The organism is Pantoea sp. 22096 (assembly GCF_052045955.1).
Taxonomy (GTDB): domain Bacteria; phylum Pseudomonadota; class Gammaproteobacteria; order Enterobacterales; family Enterobacteriaceae; genus Pantoea; species Pantoea alfalfae.
The window spans coordinates 121,061-139,413 of the sequence record NZ_JBQEPW010000008.1 but is presented as its reverse complement, the minus strand read 5'-3'; the positions used below and the strand labels follow the sequence as shown (position 1 = coordinate 139,413).

Annotated in this window: 15 protein-coding genes; 7 read left to right on the top strand and 8 right to left on the bottom strand. The window is 56.3% G+C overall.

What is annotated here, in order from left to right:
* Nucleotides 1-373 precede the first annotated feature (373 nt).
* Nucleotides 374-1,774: a multidrug transporter subunit MdtD gene (gene mdtD / locus ACTJKZ_RS19705; RefSeq protein ID WP_161733343.1), complete on the top strand. Its 1,401-nt coding sequence runs from the start codon at nt 374-376 to the stop codon at nt 1,772-1,774.
* Here the strand turns inward: mdtD and rbsR are convergent.
* The 7 genes from rbsR to ACTJKZ_RS19670 form a co-directional block, all read right to left on the bottom strand.
* A complete protein-coding gene (gene rbsR, locus ACTJKZ_RS19700; RefSeq protein ID WP_161733341.1) occupies nt 1,771-2,754 on the bottom strand; it encodes a ribose operon transcriptional repressor RbsR in 984 nt (327 codons plus the stop codon). The genes mdtD and rbsR overlap by 4 nt on opposite strands.
* 13 nt (nt 2,755-2,767) lie before the next feature.
* Nucleotides 2,768-3,697: a ribokinase gene (gene rbsK / locus ACTJKZ_RS19695; protein WP_440829972.1), complete on the bottom strand. Its 930-nt coding sequence runs from the start codon at nt 3,695-3,697 to the stop codon at nt 2,768-2,770.
* Between the two features lie 62 nt (nt 3,698-3,759).
* Entirely contained in the window at nt 3,760-4,635 is an 876-nt protein-coding gene (rbsB, locus tag ACTJKZ_RS19690) for a ribose ABC transporter substrate-binding protein RbsB (RefSeq protein ID WP_098051971.1), read from the bottom strand.
* A gap of 25 nt (nt 4,636-4,660) precedes the next feature.
* Nucleotides 4,661-5,632 carry a ribose ABC transporter permease gene (gene rbsC, locus ACTJKZ_RS19685; RefSeq protein ID WP_161733336.1) on the bottom strand — a complete coding sequence of 324 codons (972 nt, stop codon included), beginning with the start codon at nt 5,630-5,632 and terminating at the stop codon, nt 4,661-4,663.
* On the bottom strand, nt 5,629-7,137 hold the full coding sequence (gene rbsA / locus ACTJKZ_RS19680) for a ribose ABC transporter ATP-binding protein RbsA (protein ID WP_161733334.1): 1,509 nt from the start codon (nt 7,135-7,137) through the stop codon (nt 5,629-5,631). Before rbsA ends, rbsC begins: the two co-directional genes overlap by 4 nt.
* A gap of 7 nt (nt 7,138-7,144) precedes the next feature.
* On the bottom strand, nt 7,145-7,564 hold the full coding sequence (rbsD, locus tag ACTJKZ_RS19675; protein WP_161733332.1) for a D-ribose pyranase: 420 nt from the start codon (nt 7,562-7,564) through the stop codon (nt 7,145-7,147).
* A 182-nt stretch (nt 7,565-7,746) separates the two neighbouring features.
* Nucleotides 7,747-8,154 (bottom strand): YgiW/YdeI family stress tolerance OB fold protein, encoded by a 408-nt coding sequence (locus ACTJKZ_RS19670; RefSeq protein WP_161733330.1) that lies wholly within the window; start codon nt 8,152-8,154, stop codon nt 7,747-7,749.
* 162 nt (nt 8,155-8,316) lie between these two features.
* Between ACTJKZ_RS19670 and qseB the strand changes: the two genes are divergently transcribed.
* Nucleotides 8,317-8,988, top strand: coding sequence for a quorum sensing response regulator transcription factor QseB (gene qseB, locus ACTJKZ_RS19665; RefSeq protein WP_222924815.1), 672 nt, complete (start codon nt 8,317-8,319; stop codon nt 8,986-8,988).
* Nucleotides 8,976-10,331, top strand: coding sequence for a quorum sensing histidine kinase QseC (gene qseC, locus ACTJKZ_RS19660; protein WP_222924814.1), 1,356 nt, complete (start codon nt 8,976-8,978; stop codon nt 10,329-10,331). The genes qseB and qseC overlap by 13 nt, the downstream gene beginning before the upstream one ends.
* A 15-nt stretch (nt 10,332-10,346) precedes the next feature.
* Here qseC and kup read toward each other — a convergent pair whose 3' ends face one another.
* Nucleotides 10,347-12,215 carry a low affinity potassium transporter Kup gene (kup, locus tag ACTJKZ_RS19655; RefSeq protein WP_440829971.1) on the bottom strand — a complete coding sequence of 623 codons (1,869 nt, stop codon included), beginning with the start codon at nt 12,213-12,215 and terminating at the stop codon, nt 10,347-10,349.
* A gap of 292 nt (nt 12,216-12,507) precedes the next feature.
* Here kup and ravA point away from each other — a divergent pair, with 292 nt between their 5' ends.
* The 4 genes from ravA (at nt 12,508) to asnC (ending at nt 18,237) form a co-directional block, all read left to right on the top strand.
* Nucleotides 12,508-14,004: an ATPase RavA gene (gene ravA, locus ACTJKZ_RS19650; RefSeq protein WP_440829970.1), complete on the top strand. Its 1,497-nt coding sequence runs from the start codon at nt 12,508-12,510 to the stop codon at nt 14,002-14,004.
* Nucleotides 14,001-15,461: an ATPase RavA stimulator ViaA gene (viaA, locus tag ACTJKZ_RS19645; RefSeq protein ID WP_161733312.1), complete on the top strand. Its 1,461-nt coding sequence runs from the start codon at nt 14,001-14,003 to the stop codon at nt 15,459-15,461. Before ravA ends, viaA begins: the two co-directional genes overlap by 4 nt.
* A 71-nt stretch (nt 15,462-15,532) precedes the next feature.
* Entirely contained in the window at nt 15,533-17,671 is a 2,139-nt protein-coding gene (gene ovoA / locus ACTJKZ_RS19640) for a 5-histidylcysteine sulfoxide synthase (RefSeq protein ID WP_440829969.1), read from the top strand.
* A 104-nt stretch (nt 17,672-17,775) separates the two neighbouring features.
* A complete protein-coding gene (gene asnC, locus ACTJKZ_RS19635; RefSeq protein WP_003849496.1) occupies nt 17,776-18,237 on the top strand; it encodes a transcriptional regulator AsnC in 462 nt (153 codons plus the stop codon).
* The last annotated feature ends 116 nt before the right edge of the window (nt 18,238-18,353 follow it).

Here is an 18,353-nt window from a genome sequence, read left to right as displayed (position 1 = left end):
AGCAGTGCGAACAGTGCGTTAGCGTCCTGTCGCGAGGTGGCGTATATTACGCTTTCCTCCTGCAGAGTCAACCTCTTTCTCAGAAGTTTTTCTCCGGCGGCGCAGTCTCCTGTGCCTCTTAACCCGTCATCCCGTTGCCGGTGTGCCGTGTCGATGGAGGCGCATTATAGGGAGTTTCCGCAGGCTGACAAGTGTTTCTTCGAATTAATTTACTGAGCGCATCTTTTTTAAACGAACGGCTTAAAAAGAGACGTTTCATGGCCGAATAACGCACAAAAACAGCGATCAAACGTTGTAAAGAGACCTGCCGTTGCAGATTACGGGTGCTATTATTTTGCTTCTTCTCGCAGGATAACCCCAGGAAGGACACTCAATGATAAAATCCTCGCGCAGCATGGCCGGTTTGCCATGGATAGCGGCTATGGCCTTTTTCATGCAGTCACTCGACGCCACTATACTGAATACCGCCCTGCCCGCTATCGCCACCAGCCTTGACCGTTCTCCCCTGGCCATGCAATCCGCCGTCATCAGTTACACCCTCACTGTCGCTATGCTGATTCCGGTCAGCGGCTGGCTCGCCGATCGCTTCGGCACGCGCAAGGTATTTATCATTGCGGTTTCGCTGTTCACCCTCGGCTCGCTGGCTTGTGCGCTCTCACCGACGCTTTCGGTGCTGGTCATATCGCGAATCGTACAGGGCGTGGGTGGCGCAATGATGATGCCGGTCGCACGCCTTGCGCTGCTACGCGCCTATCCGCGCAGTGAATTGCTGCCAGTACTCAATTTCGTCACCATGCCAGGATTAGTTGGCCCAATACTGGGCCCCATGCTGGGCGGTGTGCTGGTAACCTACGCGACGTGGCACTGGATCTTCCTGATTAATATCCCGATAGGCATTCTCGGCATTATCTACGCACGCAAATATATGCCGGACTTCACTACACCCAAGCGCCGCTTCGACTTTTTCGGCTTCATATTATTCGGGACTGGACTGGTGATGATTTCAATTGGGATTGAGCTGTTCGGTGAGCGGATTGTTTCTGCCTGGCTGGCGGGCGGGATATTACTCAGCGGGATCGTGCTTTTGCTCCTCTATATAGTACATGCCCGGAATCACCCTTCACCGTTGATCAATCTGCCGATGTTTAAAACCCGGACATTTTCAGTCGGCATCGTTGGCAATATTGCCTCTCGTCTCGGCACCGGCTGTGTGCCCTTTTTGATGCCGCTCATGTTGCAGGTCGGGTTTGGCTTTTCTGCGATTATCGCAGGCTGCATGATGGCGCCAACCGCCATTGGTTCAATACTGGCGAAGTCAACGGTGACACAACTGCTGCGCTGGCTGGGCTATCGCCGTCTGCTGGTCGGCATTACCGCCATTATCGGCATCCTGATCGCCAGCTTCTCTCTGCAGTCACCCGCTGAAAGCATCTTTGTACTCTTGCTTCCACTGTTTGTTCTCGGTATGGCGATGTCTACGCAGTTCACCGCCATGAACACCATTACTCTGGCCGATCTGGATGATGATAACGCCAGCGGGGGTAATAGCGTGCTGGCAGTGACGCAGCAGTTAGCGATCAGTTTTGGTGTGGCCGTCAGCGCGGCGGTGCTGCGCTTCTATCAGGAGTTTGAAACCAGCACCATTTCACAGTTCCATGCCACGTTTCTGACCATGGGTGTTGTTACCGTGCTTTCGGCACTGACTTTTATGCTGCTGAAAAACGGCGATGGACGTAATCTGATCAGTAATCGCGACAAGAAGAAAAAGCGCTAAACCGAACCTCGCACCACCAGTTCCGGCGTCAGCACCAGCGTTTGCTGGCTGGCGTCGGGATCGCTGAGACGATGAATTAATGTATCTATCGCCAGTTCGCCCAGTGCATCTTTGGGCTGATGAATAGTACTCAGTGGCGGAGTGAGATAGCGCGCCAGTTCAATATCGTCATACCCCATGACCGCCATTTGCTGCGGAACCTGCATGCCAGCCTGATAGAGGGCATGATAAACGCCGACAGCCATCGCATCGTTACTGGTGAATACCGCTTCCGGCAGCGTTTCCAGCGCCAGCAACTCGATCATCCCGTTGTAGCCACCCTGAAATTCAAAGTCACCATTCACGATATAGCCAGGCAAAATCTCCAGCCCACTCTTAGTCATGGCGTTGCGATAACCTTCGAGCCGCATACGGGCCGGGGTTTTATCCTGAGGACCGGCTATACAGGCGATACGGGTATAACCGCTGTCGATAAGATGCTGAGTGGCCAGCTCGCCGCCCAGCAGCGCATTATCCTGAATGATGTCACCGCGCCCCTCAAATGGTGCCCAGTCCATCATCACCGCAGGTATAGAGGGATAACGATTCAGGATGTCTGCCGACGGCAGATGACTTTCAGTACACATGATCAGCAAACCATCGACACGCTTCTGCATCAGCGTTTCCAGGCTGCGATTCATCCGCTCCTCATCTCCCGCCGTATTACAGAGAATCAGGCTGTAGCCACGCTGATAGCAGCTCTCCTCCACGCCCCGCACCACTTCGGCATAAAAAGGGTTACTGCTGGTAGTCAGCAGCATACCGATAGTGTGCGTCTGATTAATTTTCAGACTGCGTGCCAGTGCAGAAGGAGCATAGTTAAGATGACGTATAGCCTGCTCAACTTTTTCCCGCACGCCTTCACTGACAAAGCGATTGTTATTAATGACGTGCGAGACAGTGGAGGTAGAGACGCCCGCGAGCCGAGCGACATCTTTCATGGTACTCAAGCGCTTAACCCTGCTGCAGCAAAAATTCATCGATCTCCGCGCGCCACGGCACGGAGGGCTGTGCACCTGAACGCGTAACGGCAATCGCGGCGGCGGCATGGGCAAATCGCACCGCGTCATACATCGGCTTCTGTTCCAGTCTTGCGGTAATAAAGGCACCGTTAAAGGTGTCGCCTGCCGCAATGGTATCAATAGCTTTAACGCTGAAGCCTGCAATACGCTGACCGTCTCCCTGCTCGCTCAACCAGACACCGCGGCGACCCAGCGTAATCAGTACCGTGCCGATGCCTTTCGCATGCAGTGCTGCCGCCGCGCGGGCCGCATCTTCATCATTGTTAACCGCAATGCCGGTCAGACTCTCCGCTTCCGTTTCATTCGGAGTAATAATATCGATCAGCGCCAGCAACTCATCGGAGAGAGGGGTGGCAGGTGCCGGATTGAGAATAACCTGCGTCTGATGCTGTCGGGCAAATGTCGCGGCGGCCAGCACGCTCTCCAGCGGTGATTCCAGCTGCATTAAAAGTGCATCGGCACCGGCAATGACCAGCTGATGACGCGCCACGCAATCAGGCGTTAGCGCCGCGTTTGCACCGGAGTAGATGCCGATAGTGTTCTCACCGTCACCGTTGACGAAAATCATCGCCACACCGGTCGACTCGCCTTCAACCACTTCTACAGGCGTGGTATCAATATTGTCCTGTGTGAGCTGCTCACGAATACGTTCGCCAATGTCGTCAGCGCCCACACAGCCTATAAAGGCGATATCGGCACCCGCACGACCCGCGGCGACCGCCTGATTCGCGCCTTTACCGCCAAACGCAACCTGATAATTCTGCCCGATCACCGTTTCACCGGGACGAGGGAAGTGCGCCAGATTAAGGATGTGGTCAGCGTTAATGCTGCCAAGAACGGCCAGTTTTGCGTTTTTGCTCATTAGGGGAGTCCGGAATAAGTGCGCCACCGGGAGGGTGGCGCGGTGCCCTGCTTTTCTTTGAGTTATTGAGTGACCAGCTTCAGGTCGACCGGATTGATCGCCTTCACTTTTTCACCCTTCAGCACTTTATCAGCGGTGTCCACGCCGATCATGCCAATTTTGTCTGGCATCTGTGCCACGGTCGCAGACAGTTTGCCAGCTTCTACGGCTTTCACGCCATCAGCAGTGCCGTCAAAACCAACCACGATCACACCCGTTTTTCCGGCGGTCTGCAGCGCACGCAGTGCACCCAGCGCCATTTCGTCGTTCTGAGCGAATACTGCCTGAACATCCGGATGCGCCTGCAGTAGGTTCTGCATGACGTTCAGACCTTTGGTTCGGTCAAAGTCAGCTGGCTGGCTGGCGAGGATCTGGAATTTATGCGCATCAGCGGCCTGTTTGAAGCCCTCGCCACGTTCGCGGGCAGCAGAGGTGCCGGCAATGCCCTGCAGCTCAATAATTTTGGCATTTTCGCCGACTTTTTTGGCGATAAAATCACCGGCCATTTTACCGCCGAAACGGTTATCGGAAGCGACGTGGCTGACCACGGTGCCCTGTGCCGCAACACGATCCAGCGTGATGACAGGAATGTTCGCCTGGTTAGCCATCTTGACTGCGTTACCTACGGCATCAGAGTCAGTCGGGTTGATCAGCAGTAGCTTAGTACCGCGAACGGTCAGATCCTGCACGTTCGCCAGCTCTTTAGCCGGGTTGTTCTGTGAATCCAGCACCACCAGGTTATAACCCAGTTTGTCCGCTTCTTTCTGAGCACCCTCTTTCAGAGAAACAAAGAACGGGTTGTTCAGGGTTGAAACCACCAGCGCGATAGTATCTTTTGCCATAGCGCTGGTACTGAGCGTTGCGCCGAGGATCATGGCCAGTGCGGTTAACTTTTTCATCTTATTATCCTGTGTAAGGTCAGAGTTATTTACTGCTTTTATTATCCACCAGCACCGCCAGCAGGATGACTACCGCTTTAACGATCATCTGGTAGTACGAAGAGACGCCCATCAGGTTCAGGCCGTTGTTCAGGAAGCCGAGGATCAGCGCGCCAATCAGGGTGCCGAAAATACGGCCTTTACCGCCAGCCAGACTGGTTCCGCCTAACACGACCGCAGCAATCGCATCCAGCTCATAGCCGGTACCCGCCGTCGGCTGTGCTGATGAGAGACGCGCCACTTCAATGGTGCCCGCCAGCGCCGCCAGCATGCCGCTCAGTGAATAGACGATGATTTTGACGCGATTCACATTGATGCCTGAGAGACGCGTTGCCGCTTCGTTACCGCCAAGCGCATAGATATAGCGACCCAGACGCGTGTGCTGCAGCATGTACCAGGCGGCGACAAAGACCAGCGCCATCAGCCAGACCGGCGCAGGGATACCCAGCGGGCGACCAATACCAAACCAGCCCAGCAGATCGGCATTGGCACTGAAGCCGGTGTTAATCGGGCTGCCGTCGGTGTAGACCATGGTGACACCGCGCAGCAGCAGCATCATGACTAGCGTGGCGATAAAGGCCTGAACCTTACCGCGCGCCACAATGGTGCCGGTCAGGGCACCGATTGCCGCACCCAGCGCCAGCGAAGCCGCTACCGCGACCAGTGCATTGACTTCCATGCCCACCAGCGATGCACCGACCGCACCGGTCAGGGCCAGCAGCGATCCCACAGAGAGGTCAATACCGGAAGTCAGGATCACCAGCGTCATCCCGACCGCCATAATGGCGTTGACCGAGGTCTGCTGCAGAATGTTGAACAGGTTCGCCACGGTAAAGAAGTTCGGGCTCTGGCTGGCCACTACGGCAATCAGCACCACCAGCGCAATCAGCGACTTCTGTTCCAGTAGCCAGCTTTTGCTAAACCAGCGACGGCTGGCCGGTAAAGTTTGGGTCGTCATACCACTAAATCCTCGCTGTGTTGCTTGCCTACGGCGGCTGCCATCAGGCTCTCCTGAGTGGCGTCTTCTCGGGTAAATTCGCCGCTGATACGGCCTTCATGCATCACCAGAATCCTGTCGCTCATACCCAGCACTTCCGGCATTTCCGAGGAGACCAGGATGATGCTCAGCCCTTCGGCTTTAAACTGGTTAATCAGTTGGTAGATCTCTTTCTTCGCACCGACATCCACACCGCGGGTCGGTTCGTCCAGAATCAGCACGTTAGGGCGGGTCATCAGACCGCGGGCAATCGCCACTTTCTGCTGGTTGCCGCCTGAAAGCAGGCCAATCGGCTGCTCCATAGAAGGGGTTTTCACGTTGAACAGCCGGATAAAATCGCCTACCGCCAGCTGCTCTGCTGCATGTTTCAGCGTGCCGCTGCCGTGACTGAAATAGCCTAACGCCGTCAGCGACATGTTCTCTTTCACTGACATGCCCAGCACCAGACCATCACGCTTACGATCTTCCGAGATATAGACGATACCGTTAGCCAGTCCATCCTGTGGCGAACGCGTCACCACTTCCCGGCCATTGAGCCACATTGCGCCTTCACGACGCGGCAGGGCGCCGTAGAGTACCTTCATCAGTTCAGTACGGCCCGCGCCCATCAGGCCCGAAATGCCAAGGATTTCACCTTTGCGCAGACTGAAGCTGACGTTCTCCACGCCCGGCCCGCTGACGTTTTCCACTTTGAGCCGCACGTCGCCGGGCGCCTGATTAAGATGTGGATATTGATCTTCCAGCTTGCGTCCGACCATCATCTCGATCAGGCTCTCTTCGGTCAGCTCGCTGACCGGACGTTCAGCAATAAACTGACCGTCGCGGAATACGGTGACGTCATCGCAGATCTCAAAGATCTCTTTCATGCGATGCGAGATATAGACGATGCCGCAGCCCTGCGCTTTCAGTTCGTTGATCACCCGGAACAGCGACAGCGTTTCGGTATCCGTCAGCGCATCGGTCGGCTCATCCATGATGATGACCTGCGACTCAAAGCTCAGCACTTTGGCGATTTCGACCATCTGCTGATCGCCAATCGACAAATCGCCAACCAGCTTGTGGCTGTTGAAGCGCAGATTGAGCCTTTTAAGCAGCGCATCGGCTTCGGCATACATACGCGGCCACTGGATACGGCCAAAACGACCCACATATTCGCGACCGAGAAAAATATTTTCCGCCACGGTTAACTGAGGGATCAGGTTCAGCTCCTGATGGATGATGCCAATACCCGCTTCCTGAGACGCTTTCGGTCCACTGAAACGGGTCTCTTTACCGAGCCAGCGCAGCGTACCGGCATCATATTGATAGATCCCGGTCAGCACTTTCATCATGGTGGACTTGCCTGCGCCGTTCTCGCCCACCAGCGCCATCACGCGTCCTGCACGGACATTCAGCGACGCACCCTTCAGGGCTTTCACGCCCGGAAAGGATTTTTCAATGCCGTCGAGTTGCAGTAAAGGTTGCATAGCGGCCTCAGAAGGTCACACCGGCGCTGAGGATGACATTCGCAAATGGAGAGCACTCTCCGCTGCGAATGACCGCCTGACTACGCTGCGTTTGTTGTTTGAATTTTTCATGACTGGTGTAGCTGATGGTGATGCTATTCCCCTGGTGCTGTTGCAAGGCTTCGAGCACGGCGACGAGCGCGCTATGAAGGTGCGGATTATGCTGCTTAATCTCCTCCGCGATCAGGGCACTCTCTACCTGCATCTCCAGTGCGACAGCATTCACCACCTGCATAAAATCGGGCGTACCCGGCGTAAGCGCTAAGTCGATGCGTCGCGGTCCGGCCGGAATGGGCAAGCCAGCATCGGCAATCGTCAGCGTATCCGTGTGTCCCAGGCGGGCAATCACATGAGAGAGTTCTGCGTTTAAAAGGCGACCTTTTTTCATCTTTTCACTCCATAGCGAAACGTTTCGCTGTCTGAAGTGTATGAAAAGCCCCCATCAACTCAACCGGCAAAGAAGAAATCTGTGATCGCTATCGAAACGTTTCGCTCACGCGGGGAGAAATTTGCATTAAGGCGGGGAATGGGACGAAAAAAGGGCCGCGAATGCGGCCCTGAAGTAAACGATTAAGGCAGTTTCTTAACCTGCTTAACGTCCATCTCAATGCTGTTGAAATCTTTGTCCAGTTCACCCGTCAGCTCAACGTTATCTTTGGGCGTGATCGTCTGGCCGTTCCAGTGCTTGTGGTCAATTTCGACCTTCATGGTGCCGGTCTGGTCGCGGAACAGATAATCTTCCTTGCCGATCTGTTTTTCCAGCTTGCCGCGCACGGTGATCCAGCTGTCATCTTTCATCTCTTCAGCCTGCTTCACGGTCACCACACTGGTGTTATCGGCACTGAAGCCGCCCTGACCGGATGCTGACGGCGTCTGTGCGGCCGGCGCACTGGGATCAACAAATCCGCCCTGCTGTGCAGCGAAAACCGGGGCGGAAGCCAGCATAACGACGGCCAGAATTGCAGCGTGCTTTTTCATGGTGTACCCCTTTCTCAGTGGTGTTTTCGGTTTGAATACGCCCAGTTGACCACAGAGTTCTTAACAGCTTCTTAAGCGTGAAAAATAAGCCATTTTCGCCGAAATCATCTGTACAGGGAGGAAGTTGCTTCGTATAAAGCGCTATCAGAACAGGGAGACGTAATGCGTATTTTACTGATTGAAGACGATCGCTTAATTGGCGACGGTATCAAAGCGGGACTGAGTAAACTGGGCTTCAGCGTTGACTGGTTTACCTCTGGTGAGTCGGGCTTTAACGCGCTGGAGGCCGCGCCCTGGGATGCGGTGATTCTGGACCTTTCTCTGCCTGAGCGGGATGGGCTCGATATCCTGCGGCAGTGGCGGCAGCTGGGCAAAGATGTACCGGTACTGATACTGACTGCCCGCGATGCGCTCGATCAGCGGGTTGAAGGCCTGCAGATGGGAGCCGATGACTATCTGTGTAAACCCTTTGCCTTAACCGAAGTGGCCGCGCGCTTACAGGCGCTGATCCGCCGCCGTCATGGTCAACTGCAGCCCGAACTCCGTCACGGTAACGTGGTGCTGATCCCCGGCAGCCATAGCGTCATGCGCGATGGCGAAGCGATTGAGTTAAAAAGCCGTGAACTGGCGCTGCTGGAACTCTTTATGCGCAACCCAGGACGGGTGCTGACGCGCAGCCAGCTGGAAGAGAAGCTCTACAACTGGGACGCCGATGTCTCCAGCAATGCGGTAGAGGTCCACATTCATCATCTGCGTAAAAAACTGGGCAGCGCGTTTATCCGCACGCTGCACGGCGTCGGCTATACCCTGGGAGCCGCTGAATGCGATCAATGAGCCTGTTTCTGCGGCTGGGTATCGGTTTTGTGCTGCTGCTCGGGCTCTGCTGGGCCAGCGCCAGCCTGAGTGCCTGGCATCAGACCCGTGAAACCCTTGATGAGCTGTTTGATACCCAGCAGATGCTGCTGGCCAAGCGCCTGCTGACGCTTGATTTCTCTTCGCTGGATAACACCACGCTGCCCCGAACCAAAGCGATGCTGCGCCACCATCGTGGGGAGCAGGATGACGATGCCCTGGCCTTTGCTGTTTTTACCCGTGACGGCAGGCAGGTGATGAATGATGGCGATAATGGCCGCTATCTGCCGTTTGAGGCGGACTATCAGGGATTTCATGAGGGTCAGCTCACCAATGATGACGATCGCTGGCGGTTTGTCTGGCTGACCACGCCGGATCAGAAATTCCGGGTAGTCGTCGGTCAGGAGTCGGAATACCGCGACGACATGACGCAGGATCTGATGAAAGCCAGTATGCTGCCCTGGCTGATCGCACTGCCGTTTATGCTGCTGTTGCTCATCGGCCTGGTCTGGTCTGAACTGCGGCCATTGAAAACGCTGGCACAGCAGCTGGCGCAGCGCGCGCCCGATGACGATACGCCGCTGCAGGCAGACCGCGTGCCGAAAGAGGTACAGCCGCTGATGATTGCGCTTAATGGCCTTTTCAGCCGTATCAGCGCCATGATGCAGCGTGAACGGCGCTTTACCTCCGATGCCGCGCATGAGCTGCGCAGTCCGCTGGCCGCGCTGCAGGTGCAAAGCGAAGTGATCCAGCTGACTGCGGATGACGAAGTGATGCGAACCCATGCGCTGCAACAACTGGATGCCGGCATTGTCCGCGCCACGCGGCTCGTGGATCAACTGCTGACGCTCTCGCGGGTTGAAGCTGATGATGCACGCAGCGCCTTCGAACCGGTGGCGCTGAAACGCACGGTGCAGGAGACACTCGCCGCACAATTGCCGCTGGCGGATAAAACCGGTGTCACGTTGCGGCTGCACGCTGAGGCCGATCCACAAATTCAGGGCCATCCGCTGTTGCTGTCGCTGCTGGTGCGGAATCTGCTGGATAACGCCATTCGCTATACGCCTGCGGGCAGCGAAGTCGATGTGCGACTGCAGGCAAACAGCCTGTCGGTGGAGGATAACGGCGAGGGTCTGAGTGCTGCCGACCTGCAACGGCTCGGTGAGCGTTTCTGGCGACCGCCGGGTCAGGAGAAGAGTGGGAGCGGGCTGGGATTATCGATAGTGCGTAATATTGCCCAACTGCACGGGATGCAGATTACGTTCAGCCAGCGACCCGGTGGCGGCTTGTGCGTCACGCTACGCTGGGCAGCGCCCGCCCCGTAAGGCGGGCGCTGCCGATCAAATCTCGACCTGAGTGCCCAACTCAATAACCCGGTTTGGCGGGATCTCAAACTGGTCTGGCGCACGGAGCGCATTGCGCTGCAGCGCCAGGAAGAGTTTGCCGCGCAGGCGCAGATACCACGGCCGCTTGCCGATGATCAGCGACTCATGCGACATAAAGAACGAGGTCTCCATCATGCGACAGTTGAGTCCTTCCAGCCCGCAACGATGGAAGATCTCCTCAACGTTTGGCGTTTCACGCCAGCCGTAGCTTGCCACCACCCGCCAGAAGGTCGGCGACAGCTGCTCAATGGTGACACGACGCACGTTGTGCACGTAAGGCGCATCTTCAGTGCGCAACGTCAACAGCACGACCCGCTCATGCAACACTTTGTTGTGCTTAAGGTTGTGCAGCATGGCAAACGGAATCACATTCAGGGCACGCGACATATAGACCGCTGTGCCCGGTACGCGAACCGGCGGCGATTTCTCCAGCGACGCGATCATTGCCTCCAGGGAGTTACCATGTTCGTGCATGCGGCGCAGCAGACGGAAACGTTCGCTTTTCCACGTCGTCATAATGATAAACATCACCAGGCCGAGACAGAGCGGCAGCCAGCCACCAGAGAAAATTTTCACCAAATTGGCGCTAAACAACGGCACGTCAATGCAAAGCATCAGCACCAGGATGACGGCGACCGCCAGCTTATTCCAGTGCCAGTTTTTAACCGCCACGGTGCAGGAGAGCATCGCCGTCAGCACCATAGTGCCGGTCACCGCAATACCGTAAGCCGCAGCCAGATTGCTTGAATGCTCAAAGCTGATAATCACAATCAGCACGGCGAAATAGAGCACCCAGTTGATCACCGGAATATAGATCTGGCCCGATTCGCGCTCAGAAGTGTGGATGATACGCATCCCCGGCAGATAGCCCAGTCGCACCGCCTGACGCGTCAGCGAGAAGACGCCAGAGATGACCGCCTGTGAAGCGATAACGGTGGCCAGCGTTGCCAGAATCAGCATCGGGATCAGCGCCCAGTCCGGGGCCAGCAGGAAGAAGGGGTTTTTAATTGCTTTAGGATCGCTGAGTAACAGCGCGCCCTGGCCAAAGTAGTTCAGCACCAGCGACGGCAGCACCACTGAGAACCAGGCCAGTCGAATCGGCACTTTACCAAAGTGACCCATATCGGCATAGAGCGCCTCAACCCCGGTAATCGCCAGCACGACTGCACCGAGGGCGAAGAACGAAACAGACTTATAGTGCAGGAAGAATTCAACCGCATAGGCAGGATTCAGCGCATGCAGCACGTCCGGGTTTCGCATGATGCCCATAACACCCAGGATCGCCAGCACCAGAAACCAGACCAGCATTACCGGCGCGAAGAGTTTACCCACCATACCGGTGCCATGCTTCTGAATGGCAAACAGCAGCGTCAGTACGGCAATCGACATCGGCACAATAAAGGGATCCAGCGACGGCGCAGCAATCTCAAGGCCCTCAATGGCGGACATCACCGAAATGGCTGGCGTGATCACCACCTCTCCATAGAAGAAGCTGCCGCCAATCAGGCCCATGATCACCAGCACCGCCGTGGCGCGTGCACCGGTATGGCGGCCAGCCAGCGACATCAGGGTCAGTATTCCGCCTTCCCCGGCGTTGTCGGCGCGCATCACATAACTGATGTACTTCAGTGAGACCACCAGCACCAGCAGCCAGAAAATCAGCGACAGAAAGCCAAATACCGCTTCCCGCTCAACGCCGAAACCAAACTGTCCGGAGAGACATTCACGCAAGGTATACAGCGGACTGGTGCCGATATCCCCGTAAACAACACCAATAGCGGCCAGCGTTAATCCGCGAAGTGACTGCTTATTATCCGAGCTCATAGAGTTATCTTTTGTTGGAGTCTAAGAGGTGCAAAAACCCCTCGCTCAGGCCATCAAAAAGCGCACAGTATGCACGGTTTAACGAAAATTCCTATACCCGCTTCGCCTCGCGGTCAGGGTAACGGGGTCATTTCAAGACGATAAATTGTCATCCAGCACCACTTTTAAAACAGGCAAACCTTCTGAAACAAAAAAGCTGACAGCTATCAACGCTTTCACGCATGATGATCTATAGAGTAAGGCGCTTGCTTAAGCGCGGCGGCCCGACGATCGTAAGGACATTGATGTGATTATGGCTCAACCCCATCTTTTGGCAGAAAGAATTTCTCGCCTTAGCAATACGTTAGAAAAAGGATTATATGAACGGCACCATGCCATTCGCCTTTGCCTGCTGGCGGCGCTGAGCGGTGAAAGCGTGTTCCTGCTGGGACCGCCGGGCATCGCCAAGAGCCTGATTGCCCGCCGCCTTAAATATGCCTTTCAGCACGCCCGCGCCTTTGAATATCTGATGACCCGTTTCTCCACGCCGGAAGAGGTGTTTGGCCCGCTCTCCATTCAGGCACTGAAAGATGAAGGACGCTACCAGCGCCTCACTAAAGGGTATCTGCCCGACGCCGAGATTGTTTTTCTGGATGAGATCTGGAAAGCCGGTCCGGCGATTCTGAATACCCTGCTGACCGCTATCAATGAACGCCGTTTCCGCAATGGTGACAGCGAAGAGACCATCCCGATGCGGCTGCTGGTTACCGCTTCCAACGAACTGCCGGAAGCGGATAGCGGCCTTGAAGCGCTTTATGATCGAATGCTGATCCGCCTGTGGCTGGATAACGTGCATGAGAAGCAGAATTTTCGCAGCATGCTGACCCACCAGCAGGATGAACATACCAATCCCGTCGCGGAATCCCTGCGCATCAGTGATGAAGAGTATGCGCAGTGGCAGCTCGGCATCAGCCAGGTCAGCCTGCCCGATGCCGTCTTTGAGCTGATTTATCAGCTGCGTCAGCAACTGGAGAGCCAGCCTGCCGCACCTTATATTTCCGATCGTCGCTGGAAAAAAGCCATTCATCTGCTGCAGGCCAGCGCTTTCTACAGCGGTCGCAATACCATTGCCCCGATAGATCTGATCCTGCTGAAAGATTGCCTCTGGCACGACGTCGCGTCCATGCAGCTGCTGGAGCGAGAAATCGATCAGCTGATGACGCAGCATGCCTGGCAGCAGCAGCCGATGCTGCTGAAACTGCAGCAGATCAAAGCGCGTCGCCTGGCTCTGCAGCAACAGCAGAGCATCGCGCAGGCGATCACTCTGGAAAAACACAGCGGCATGTTCAGCCGCAAACCCCATTACGTTCTGCCGGAAAGCTTTACCGATGAGCAACTGACGCTGATGCTGCAAAAGCCGCTGATGCTGCACGACATGCAGGTGACCCACCTGGTGATTGCGCGTGATGCCCTGAATCAGTGGCTACAGAAAGGCGGCGAGGTTCGCGGCAAGCTTAATGGGATTGGCTTTGCGCAAAGCCTGGATTTACAGGTGGATACGCAGCACTGCCTGGCTATCCGTGATGTCAGCCTGCAATCGTCGCGTCTGACCCTGCCTGGCGTCAGCAACAGCGAGCCGTTGCCCGGTGAGATCACCGATGCGCTGGATGCACTGGAGAGTGAACTGCGGTCACAGCGTCATCTGTTCAGCCAGCACCAGCGTTGCCTGTTTATCAGTGATGACTGGCTGGCGCGCATTGAAATCAGCCTGCAGGATGTGGCGGAACAGCTGAAACAGGCGCGTAAATGATCCCACTGGAGACGCTCAGCACACTGCTCTCCGTGGGTGAAACCGAACTGATTGAAGAGCTGATTATTGCCCTGCTGGCGTCTCCGCAGCTGGCGCTGTTTTTTGAAAAGTTTCCCGGGCTGAAAAAAGCGCTGTTGCGCGAGGTGCCACGCTGGCGAGCGGAGATCAACGCTGAGCTCAAAACCACACCGGTTCCGGCCACGCTGGCCGAAGAGTTTCAGCTGTTCCAGCGGGTGCAACTTCTCAGCGATCGTGAATTCAGCCACCAGCTGAATGCCACGCTTCAGGCGCTTGAAAGCCTGCCTTCCCCTTTTCTGGATGAAGCCAACCGGCTGCTGCTGCACACCGATACCAGCCATCTCAGCAGCGCGCAGCACCAGCTTTTTCTACAACGCTGGCGGCTCAGCCTGACCTTACAGACGCTGACGCTGAATCAGGATTTGCTGGAGCAGCAGCGCGAACGCCTGCTGGCGGAACTGCAGCAGCGCATGGCGCTGAGCGGTCAGCTGGCACCCATCCTCGGTGACGATGATGAAGCCGCCGCGGGCCGGCTGTGGGACATGAGCAAAGCGTCACTGCAGCCTGGTGACTATCAGCTGATGCTGCAATATGGCGACTTTCTGGCGCAGCAACCGGAGCTACTGAAGCTGGCCCAGCAACTGGGTCGCAGTCGCGAAGCAAAATCGGTGCCGTCAAAGGATGCCCCTATGGAAGCTTTTCATCATCTGGTGCAGGAGCCTGCCTCCGTGCCGGAGGAGGTCAGCGGCATTCATCAGAGCGATGACGTGCTGCGTCTGCTGCCACCGGAGTTAGCTGCGCTGAGTATCAGTGAACTGGAGCTGGAGTTTTACCGGCGGCTGGTAGAGAAACGGCTGCTGACCTACAAGCTGCAGGGCGATGCCTGGCATGAAAAGGTCACTATGCGTCCGGCCAGCCACCAGCAGCATGAAGAGCAGCCGCGCGGGCCGTTTATCGTCTGCGTCGATACCTCCGGTTCGATGGGGGGCTTCAACGAGCGCTGCGCCAAAGCATTCTGTCTGGCACTGCTGAAAGTTGCACTGGCCGATCGCCGTCGCTGCTACATCATGCTGTTTGCGCATGAGGTGATTGGCTATGAGCTGACCGGTGACGACGGACTGGAACAGGCGATTCGCTTTCTGAGCCAGCGTTTCCGTGGCGGCACCGATTTGGCCGCCTGCCTCTCTTCCGTTGTGACCCGAATGGAAGGCGCACTGTGGGAGGAAGCCGATGCGGTGATCGTTTCCGATTTTATTGCTCAGCGTCTGCCGGAAGAGGTGATCGGGACCATCAAAACGCGTCAGCGAAATAATCAGCAACGTTTTCACGCCGTGGCGATGTCGGCCCACGGGAAACCAGGCATTCTGCGCATCTTCGACCATATCTGGCGTTTCGATACCGGCATGAAAAGCCGTCTGCTGCGTCACTGGCGGCGTTAAGTCATCGGGCAGAAATGCACATTTGCTATAGTGAATTACCGTTTCACTTACTCAGCAATCTGGAGCTCCCTGTGACGCTTGCTCAACCTCATCGCGATCTGCCTGCGCCGACGCGAACGCTACTGCTCTCCGGCCATAACATTGAACAAAAACGTGCCGAATTGCTGGCCTATTTTCAGCAGACCTGGGAACAGTATGAAAGTCTGTTTACCTGTCTGGCCGATCCCCAGGCCTGGTTTACCAAAGCCATTCCGCTGCGCCATCCTTTAATCTTCTATTTTGGCCACACCGCTACCTTCTACATCAATAAGCTGATGGCCGGACGCCTTATCGACGCACGTCTGGACGATCGTATCGAAGCGATGATGGCGATTGGTGTGGATGAGATGAGCTGGGACGATCTCAACGACAGCCACTATGACTGGCCCACTGTTGAAGAAGTCCGCGAATACCGCGGGCGCGTTAAAGCGCTGGTCAGCGATCTGATCCAGACCCTGCCGCTGACTCTGCCGATCACCTGGGAGAGTCCGGCCTGGGTGATCCTGATGGGCATTGAGCATGAGCGTATTCATCTGGAAACGTCCAGCGTGCTCATCCGCCAGTTACCGGTTGAATGGGTCAGACCGCAGGCCGCATGGCCGGTCTGTCCGATGGCGCGTCACCAGCGCGAAGCTGTTCCGGCCAATGCCCTGCTGCCGATGCCAGGCGGCACCGTCACGCTGGGTAAAACCGACGATACCTACGGCTGGGATAATGAATATGGCCGTCAGCAGATCGCGCTGCAGCCGTTCAAGGCGAGCAAAATGCTGGTCAGCAACGCAGAATTTCTGGCGTTCGTTGAGGCGGGCGGTTATCAGGATGCCCGCTGGTGGGATGATGAAGGCTGGGGCTGGTGTCAGTTTGCCAAAGCGGAGATGCCCACCTTCTGGGTCGGCACGCCAGCGATGCCCGATCAGCTTAAACTGCGTCTGATGTGTGAAGAAGTGGCGATGCCGTGGGACTGGCCTGCCGAGGTCAATCAGCTTGAAGCGGCGGCCTTCTGCCGCTGGAAAGCGGAACAGACCGGCATGAGCGTTCAGCTCCCGTGTGAAGCGGAGTGGGCTCAGCTGCGCGAGCAGGTTGCGGGCGATCAGCCGGACTGGGAGCGGGCACCGGGCAACATTAACCTGGCGTACTGGGCGTCCTCTTCACCGGTCGATCTCTTCGCCCAGGGCGACTTCTTCGATATCGTCGGTAACGTCTGGCAGTGGACGACCACGCCGACCAACGGCTTTGAAGGTTTTAAAGTCCACCCGCTTTACGATGATTTCTCTACCCCGACCTTTGATGGCAAACATTCGCTGATCAAAGGCGGTAGCTGGATATCGACCGGCAACGAAGCGCTGAAATCGGCACGCTATGCGTTCCGCCGCCACTTCTTCCAGCATGCCGGTTTCCGCTACGTGGTTTCCAGCCATCAGGAAACCATGGCGCTGAACCCGTATGAATCTGACGCCATGGTGTCGCAATACCTCGACTTCCAGTATGGCCCGCGCTATTTCGGCGTGGATAACTATGCCGAAAGCCTGGTAAACCTCGCGCTGAACTACACCACGGCACGCGGCGAGGCACTGGATATTGGCTGTGCCACCGGACGCGCCAGTTTTGAACTGGCTCGCCACTTTGAACGTGTCACCGGCATGGACTACTCGGCGCGCTTCATTGATGTAGCGCTTCAGCTGGCCAGCGGCGAAGACTTCCGTTATCTCCTGCCACAGGAAGGCGATCTGGTGGAGTATCGCCAGGTTCGCCTGAAAGATTTCGCGCTGGAGAGCGAACTGGCGCAGCGGATTCAGTTTGTTCAGGGCGACGCCTGTAACCTGAAGCCACAGCCTGGCCGATACGATCTGGTGCTCGCCTCCAACCTGATTGATCGCCTGCGTCAGCCCGCGCGCTTCCTGCAGGATGTCACGCCGATGCTGCGTCAGGGCGGCATCCTACTGCTCTCATCGCCTTATACCTGGCTTGAAGATTTCACGCCGAAGGAGAACTGGCTGGGCGGCGTGCGTGAGAATGGTGAGGCACTGACGACGCTGCAGGCACTGCAACGTCTGCTGGCAGCCGACTTCGAGCTGGTCGATGATCCACAGGATAAACCCTTTGTGATCCGCGAAACGGCCCGCAAGTTCCAGCACACACTGGCGCAGGTTACCGTCTGGCGTAAACGCTAAGTGAACCGGCAGCGGCGTCCGTCGCTGCCGGTAGTTGCCTGAACCGTTATTTTGCTGCACATTCACCCTTGTTTACTTAAAGCAGACCAATAACGAGGATGGCCATGGCCGAACATCTGCAGCTCGATAACCTGGATCGCGGCATTCTGAATGCCCTGCTCGACAATGCGCGCACTGCTTACGCCGAGCTGGCAAAACAGTTTAACGTCAGCCCCGGCACCATTCATGTCCGCGTGGAGAAGATGAAGCAGGCGGGCATTATCCTGGGCACCCGGGTTGATATCGATCCGCGCCAGCTGGGGTTTGATGTCTGCTGTTTTATCGGCATTATCCTTAAAAGCGCGCGTGACTATCCGGCTGCGCTGAGCAAACTGGATGCGCTGGATGAAGTGGTTGAAGCCTGGTACACCACCGGCCACTACAGCATCTTTATTAAGGTGATGTGCCGATCCATTGATGCCCTGCAACAGGTGCTGATCAACAAGATCCAGACCATCGATGAAATTCAGTCGACGGAAACGCTGATCTCGTTGCAAAACCCCATCATGCGCACTATCAAGCCCTGATCCTTCTCCGCCTTGTGCATAATCTTATCCCTGACGAATGTGGCGACTGGCAACGGCTGCGTTCGCTTCTCTTAATCTATTAACCCTGTTGTCCACAGGTGGATCACCGCTTGATC